Here is a 6,526-nt window from a genome sequence, read left to right as displayed (position 1 = left end):
GGCCGGGGGCGCCTGGTGGGTGGTGGGTTGCGGGTTCGGCCCTCCGGCGCCTGTTGTGTGGACTGCTTCGCTTTACGTCCACACAACAGGCGCCTCCGGTCCGCCCCCTTGCGTTCGGTGGGGCGCCCCCGCCCGGAGGACCACACCCGGCACCACGACGACAGCGAGCGCCCCCCGGCCCGAACCCCCACGCCCGCCGAAGGCGGAAGAACCCCAGCCCCCACGGCGGGCCAGCCGAAAACGTACGTAGAATTTCGTCGATGCACGACGAACTCCGCGCCGCACTGGCCGGCCTGCTCGACGGCCTGCCGCCCAAGCAGGCCGCGCAGGCCGTCGACCGGCTGATCGCCAACTATCGGGGGCGTACCCCCACCGACGCCCCGGTCCTGCGCGACCGCGCGGACGTGGCCGCCTACGCCGCCTACCGCATGCCGGCCACCTTCGAGGCGGTGCGCGCCGCGCTGACCGCCTTCGCCGTTCGGGTCCCGGACTGGTCCCCTGCCACCCACCTCGACATCGGCGGCGGCACCGGCGCCGCGACCTGGGCCACCGCCGCCCTCTGGCAGGGCCACCACAGCACCGTCCTGGACTGGGCCCAGCCGGCCCTGGACCTCGGCGCCGAACTCGCCGCGGGCATCCTCCCGGACACCACCTGGCGCCGCGGCACCATAGGCGCGGGCCTGACCGTCCCCGAGGGCACGGATCTGGTCACCGTCTCCTACGTGCTCGGCGAACTCCGCCCCGAGGACCGTCGCGCGGTGGTCGCCGCGGCCACCACCGCCACCGCCGTCGTCGTGATCGAGCCGGGCACCCCCGACGGCTACCTCCGCATCCGCGAGGCCCGCGACCAGCTCATCGAGGCCGGCCTGCGGATCGTCGCCCCGTGCCCGCACGCCGGGACCTGCCCGATCGTCCCGCTTGTGGGGGGCGTGGGGGCACCCCCAGCGGCCGCTGGGGGAGACTGGTGCCACTTCTCGGCCCGGGTCAGCCGCTCCTCCCTCCACCGCCAGGTCAAGGGCGGTGCGCTCCCGTACGAGGACGAGAAGTTCTCCTACGTCGCCGCGACCACGCTCCCGGCCGATCCCGCCCCCGCCCGGATCGTCCGCAAACCGCAGCTCCGCAAGGGCCAGGTCCTCCTCGACCTGTGCACCGCGGACGAGGGGTTGCGGCGCACCACCGTGACGAAGCGGCACGGCGCGCAGTACCGCGAGGCCCGGGACGCCGCCTGGGGCGACAGCTGGCCCGACGCCTGATCGCGCCGAGCCAGGGCGTTCTCCCTCGCCTGATCGCGCCGGGCCGGGACGTTCTCACTCTTTCCCGGCCGCTCGATCCTGGAACTTGCGCAACAGCTCCTGCCGTTGGGCCTGTGCCCGGGCGCGGTCCCGGCCGCCCCGGCCGTCGCCGGCGCCGCCGCGCAGCGCCCCGCGCGACAGCTTGTTGCGGGTGCCCCCGACGCCGAGCATGCCGTCTCCAGTGCCCTTGCTCATGGGTTCCTCCTCCGTCGCAGCAATGAAGCGAGACGATCCGTCTCGTTCGACGGGTCACAGCGTGTACGAGACGTATCGTCTCGTCAAGACGATACGTCTCGCCTAGCCCTCGCTACACTCGCCCCATGGCCCACACCCCAGCCCCCGCCCCCGGCGTCAAAGCCCCCGACTCCTCCCGCCGCAGCGAGCGCTCCCGACGGGCGATCTTCGATGCCGCACTCACGCTCGTCGGCGAGGTCGGCTACGACAAGCTCACGATCGAGGGCATCGCCTCCCGGGCCGGCGTCGGCAAGCAGACCATCTACCGCTGGTGGCCCTCCAAGGCCGCGGTCCTCCTGGACGCCTTCACCGCCGGCGCCGACGAGGACTACGAAAAGGGCCTCCCGGACACCGGTGATCTCGCCGCCGACCTCAAGACCGTGCTCCGCGCGACCGCCGACGAGTTCAACGACCACGCCTTCCAGGCCCCCTACCGCGCCCTCGCCGCGGCCGGCGCGAGCGACGAGGAGCTCTCCCGCACCTTCGTCGCCCGGCTGCTGGAGCCCGGTATCCGCGTCTACGTCGACCGGCTGCGAAAGGCCCAGGAAGCCGGCGAGGTGGCCGCGGACGTCGACGTACGGGTGGCCGCCGAGATGGTGCTGAGTCCCTTCTCACAGCGCTGGCTGATGCGCACCGGCGCATTGACCCACGCCTTCGTCGACACCCTCGTCGACCAGGCACTGCGTGGTCTGCGTCCGCGGGCCTGACCCGGCCGGCCGAGCGCCGGCGAAAGCGGTGTCCTGTCGATGATGGCCGGAAATGCCGGTATTCACCCCCCTTCTGTTCACCCCGGATCCGCACACCGGTCACCCCGGGCGCAGGATGGTGGCAGCATTGATCCCAGACCACCGCTCGAAGTGAGGGGATAGATGGAACGCAAGAGCAGGTTCTCCCAGTGGCTGCGCCGGCCGAAGAGCGGATCGGACGGCGGCGATACGGACACGGGATCGGTTGCCGCGCGCGGCCGCGAGGACCTGCTGCTGGCCGCGGCCGATGCGGGATTCCCGATCGCCCCGGCGGCGCACCCCTCCGGCTACGGCTGTTCCTGTGAACGCATCGGCTGTCCCACCCCCGGACGCCACCCCATCTCCTTCGGCTGGCAGACCGTCGCCACCACCGACCGCGACAAGGTCGCCGCCTGGATCCGCACCCTCACGCAGGCCAACTTCATCACCGCCACCGGCATCGCCCACGACGTCCTCGACGTGCCCGTCGAGGCCGGCCGCAGCGCCCTCGGCCGGCTGGAGGCGGCCGGCATCGAGGTCGGCCCGATCACCCTCAGCGGCGCCGGCTTCGGCGACGGCCGGATGCTGTTCTTCACCGCCACCCGCGGCACCCCGGACGACGAGGACGAGTGGTGGCCCTGCGAGCTGGACTGCCACCCCGAGACCATGGACGAGCACCCCGGCCTGCGCTGGCACTGCCGCGGCAGCTACGTCCTCCTGCCGCCCTCGACCCTGCCCGGCGAACAGCCCGCGGTGACCTGGCTGCGCGGCCCCGAACTCCCGCTGCCCGACCCGCTGACGCTGCTGGAGTCGCTCACCGACGCCTGCGCCGAGTTCAACGAGCGCGCGGACCGCGAGCACTACCACGAAACCGCGGCCTGGCCGATCGGCCGCTGACCGCCGCGCCCCCGCGCACCCCGCACGTCCCCGCCGTACGCGCAAGGGGCCGCCGGAACACCCCGGCGGCCCCTTGCGCGTATGCGCGCGCTACAGCGGCTTGACCGACGTCTTGGCCTCGCGCCGGTTCAGCACCGTGATCTTGCCCCCGGAGCCCTTCGCCGGCACCGTCACCGCCTGCGCCGAGACGGTGGTGAAGGCCATCCGGTTGGTCTTCTTCGTCGGCCCGTCCATCAGCCCCTGCAACTGGGCCGGCACCGTGATGACCGACCCTTGGGAGACCGTCTTCTGCTGGTGGTAGAAGGTCGAGAAGAACACCAGCGCACCGCCGTCCGTGGTCCGCAGCGCCACCGGCGGGTAGTCGGACGCGGTGTCCTCCCACAGGATGCGGGCGCCCGGCTGATTGGTGTCCCGGGCCCGCCGGGCCCGCCAGCCGTCGGTGTTCGGACCGGACGCGAAGGCGCTGCCCTTACCGGTGTTGAGGTAGTCGGCGTACGTACGGCTCAGCTCGCCCGGATCCACCGCCAGCCCGGACTTCCCGCCGGCCGGCACCGCCTCCGCGAAGCCGTCCTGGTCCGTCTTCAGCTCCGGCGCCTTGTTGCCGGCGAACTCCGCCAGGTAGACCGCCCGCCACTTCTCCTTGATGCCGTTCCGGCTGAACACCAGGAACCAGCGGCTGTACGAACCGTCGGCCGCCTTGCGGTTGCTGGCCGCGTCGGCGATGAAGTACTTCGGCCAGCCCGCCTGCTTGGGGATCGTGAAGTGCGCGTCCTTGAACGCCAGGGTGGGGTAGGCCGGGTCGCCCTGCGGCTTCAGCGCGTGCGCCGCCTTTATCCCCGCCTGGTCGAGGGCGAGCAGTGCGCCGCCCTCGAACGAGGTGTTGAGCTCCGGATCCAGCTGCTGCTTGGCCTTGTTGAAGCCGTCGGTGAAGCGCTGCAGCGCCTTGGCGCCGTCAGCCTTCGTCACCGCCGGCAGCATCTCCCGCTCGCCGTGCACCGTCATGCACCCGCTCAGTATCACCAGCGCCGTCGCTGCCGACGTCACTGTTGCGGGCACCCGGAACGGCGACCTGCGTGTCATGGGGCTCGGGCTCCTTCGGGGCGACCGGGGCGGACCGGGGGTCCGCCGGGGTGGCACGATTCGGCGCAACCCTACCGGGGGCGAGGAAGAAGCCGAGCGTGGGGATCAGATACAGAGCCCACACCGTGACCTGGAGGACGGTCGGGTCCGGCTGGAAGTTGAAGACGCCCTTCAGCAGCGTTCCGTACCAGCTGTCGGCCGGGATCTGCGCGCTGATGTCGAACGCCTGCGAGCTCAGCCCGGGCAGCACGTCCGCCTCCTGCAGGTCGTGGAAGCCGTACGCCAGCACGCCCGCCGCGACCACGACCAGCATCCCGCCGGTCCAGGTGAAGAACTTCGCGAGGTTGATCCGCACCGCACCGCGGTAGAACAGCCAGCCCAGCACCACGGCCGTCGCCAGCCCCAGCAGCGCCCCGACCAGCGGCCGTACGCCGTCGTTGGCGGACTGCGCGGCCGTCCAGATGAACAGCGCGGTCTCCAGGCCCTCCCGGCCCACCGACAGGAACGCGGTGACCACCAGCGCGACGGTGCCCATCTGCAGCGCCGCGTCCAGCTTGCCGTGGAGTTCCTTCTTCAGGTGCCGCGCGGTGCGCCGCATCCAGAAGACCATCCACGTCACCAGGCCCACCGCGATGACCGACAGCGAACCGCCGAGCGCCTCCTGCGCCTCGAACGTCAGGGTCTGCGAGCCGAACTGCAGCGCCGCCCCGAACGCGAACGACAGCACCACGGCGAGCGAGATGCCGAGCCAGACCGGGCGCAGCGCCTCCCGCCGGCCGGTCTTGACCAGGTAAGCGATGAGGATGCAGACGACGAGGCTGGCTTCCAGCCCCTCCCGCAGTCCGATCAGGTAGTTGCCGAACACGCCGGTCCCTTCCCTTCCTTCATACGGCCGTCCGCGCCGGACGGCGATCTCGTCGGTGGCGGCGGTGTCAGGCGAACAGCTCCCGGCCCCACCAGTCGTCCGCGTTCCGGACGCCCGGCGGGACCGCGAAGACCGCGGAACCCACGTGCTGGATGTACTCGTTGAGCGCGTCGTTCTGCGACAGCTTCTGCTGCAGCGGCACGAAGCCGTGGCGCACGTCGCGCTGGTAGGCGAGGAAGAACAGCCCGGCGTCCAGCCGGCCCAGTCCGTCCGTCCCGTCGGTGAAGGAGTAGCCGCGGCGCAGGATGCGGACCCCGCCGTTGGACTCCGGGTGCGCGAGCCGGACGTGCGCGGTCGGCAGCATCGACTTCAGGTGCGGTTCGTCCCGCTCGTTCTTCCGGCCGACCGGGGCACCCTCGCCCTTGTTCCGGCCGAAGATGTCCTCCTGCTCCTTGAGCGAGGTACGGTCCCAGGTCTCGATGTGCATCCGTATTCGGCGCGCGACGAGGTACGAACCGCCGGCCATCCAGCCGCCCTTGCCCTTCTCGTCGCCGTCGCCGACCCATACGTGCTTGTCCAGCGCGGCGGTGTCGGTGCCCGCGATGTTCCGGGTGCCGTCCTTGAAGCCCATCATGTTGCGCGGCGTCTGGGCGTCCGGCGTCGTCGAGGACGTCTTGCCGAAGCCGAGCTGCGACCAGCGGATGGCGATCTTGCCGAAGCCGATCCGGGCGAGGTTGCGGATGGCGTGCACCGCCACCTGCGGGTCGTCCGCGCACGCCTGGACGCACAGGTCGCCGCCGCTGCGGGACTTGTCGAGGTTGTCGCCGGGGAACTGCGGCAGGTCGATCAGCGCCTCGGGCCGCCGGTCCTTGATGCCGAACCGGTCCTTGCCGTCCTTCTCGAACAGTGTCGGGCCGATACCGAAGGTGAGGGTGAGCCGGGACGGCGGCAGACCGAGCGCCTCACCGGTGTCGTCCGGCGGCGCCTCCGCCAGCCCGCCGACCGCGCCGTCACCGACCGCGTCACCGGCCGTCATCCGCGCGGCGGCCTTCGTCCACTCCTTGAGCAGCGCGATCAGCTCGTCGCGGTCGTCGGTGGTGACGTCGAACGCGGCGAAGTGCAGCCGGTCCTGGACGGCGCTGGCGATGCCCGCCTGGTGCTTGCCGTGGAAGGCCACCGCGGCGCCCGCGGTGGCGTCCGCGCCGGCCGGCTGCACGTCGTTGCCGGCCCGCAGCGCCGCGGCCGTACCGCCGGCCGCGACCGCGCCGAGCGCCAGTCCCGCACCGCCCCAGCCGAGCAGCGAACGCCGCGACGGCGCCCGCCCGTTGCCGGCCTGCTCGGCCTGCTCGGCCGCGGGGGCCTCGGCGGCCTCCACGGCCGCGTTCTCCGTCTTGTCTGCCATACCGTCCTCGTCCTGCGTCATCCTGATCCCC

Annotated in this window: 7 protein-coding genes; 3 read left to right on the top strand and 4 right to left on the bottom strand. The window is 72.1% G+C overall.

Annotation, left to right across the window (positions count from 1 at the left end; translation table 11 throughout):
- Positions 1–260: 260 nt before the first annotated feature.
- Positions 261–1,253, top strand: coding sequence for a small ribosomal subunit Rsm22 family protein (locus ACFV1J_RS36635; RefSeq protein ID WP_385865675.1), 993 nt, complete (start codon positions 261–263; stop codon positions 1,251–1,253).
- 54 nt (positions 1,254–1,307) lie between these two features.
- Here ACFV1J_RS36635 and ACFV1J_RS36630 read toward each other — a convergent pair whose 3' ends face one another.
- Complete coding sequence (locus ACFV1J_RS36630; protein ID WP_385865673.1) at positions 1,308–1,487, bottom strand: DUF6243 family protein; 180 nt, start codon at positions 1,485–1,487, stop codon at positions 1,308–1,310.
- Positions 1,488–1,612: 125 nt separating this feature from the next.
- Here ACFV1J_RS36630 and ACFV1J_RS36625 point away from each other — a divergent pair, with 125 nt between their 5' ends.
- Both ACFV1J_RS36625 and ACFV1J_RS36620 read left to right on the top strand, forming a co-directional pair.
- The gene (locus ACFV1J_RS36625) at positions 1,613–2,233 is read left to right on the top strand and encodes a TetR/AcrR family transcriptional regulator (protein WP_385865671.1); all 621 of its coding nucleotides are present in this window, start codon (positions 1,613–1,615) and stop codon (positions 2,231–2,233) included.
- A 162-nt stretch (positions 2,234–2,395) separates the two neighbouring features.
- Positions 2,396–3,148 (top strand): bifunctional DNA primase/polymerase, encoded by a 753-nt coding sequence (locus ACFV1J_RS36620; protein ID WP_385865669.1) that lies wholly within the window; start codon positions 2,396–2,398, stop codon positions 3,146–3,148.
- Between the two features lie 90 nt (positions 3,149–3,238).
- On the opposite strand, the gene ACFV1J_RS36615 is transcribed toward ACFV1J_RS36620, so the two are convergent.
- The 3 genes from ACFV1J_RS36615 to efeB form a co-directional block, all read right to left on the bottom strand.
- Positions 3,239–4,150: a hypothetical protein gene (locus ACFV1J_RS36615; protein ID WP_385865668.1), complete on the bottom strand. Its 912-nt coding sequence runs from the start codon at positions 4,148–4,150 to the stop codon at positions 3,239–3,241.
- A complete protein-coding gene (gene efeU, locus ACFV1J_RS36610; RefSeq protein ID WP_385865666.1) occupies positions 4,101–5,093 on the bottom strand; it encodes an iron uptake transporter permease EfeU in 993 nt (330 codons plus the stop codon). Before efeU ends, ACFV1J_RS36615 begins: the two co-directional genes overlap by 50 nt.
- A 67-nt stretch (positions 5,094–5,160) precedes the next feature.
- Entirely contained in the window at positions 5,161–6,495 is a 1,335-nt protein-coding gene (efeB, locus tag ACFV1J_RS36605; RefSeq protein ID WP_385865665.1) for an iron uptake transporter deferrochelatase/peroxidase subunit, read from the bottom strand.
- Between the last annotated feature and the right edge of the window lie 31 nt (positions 6,496–6,526).

It is taken from the genome of Streptomyces sp. NPDC059649 (genome assembly GCF_042734445.1).
GTDB lineage: Bacteria > Actinomycetota > Actinomycetes > Streptomycetales > Streptomycetaceae > Streptomyces.
The sequence above is the reverse complement of the archived record's forward strand: the minus strand, read 5'-3'. Positions and strand labels throughout refer to the sequence as shown.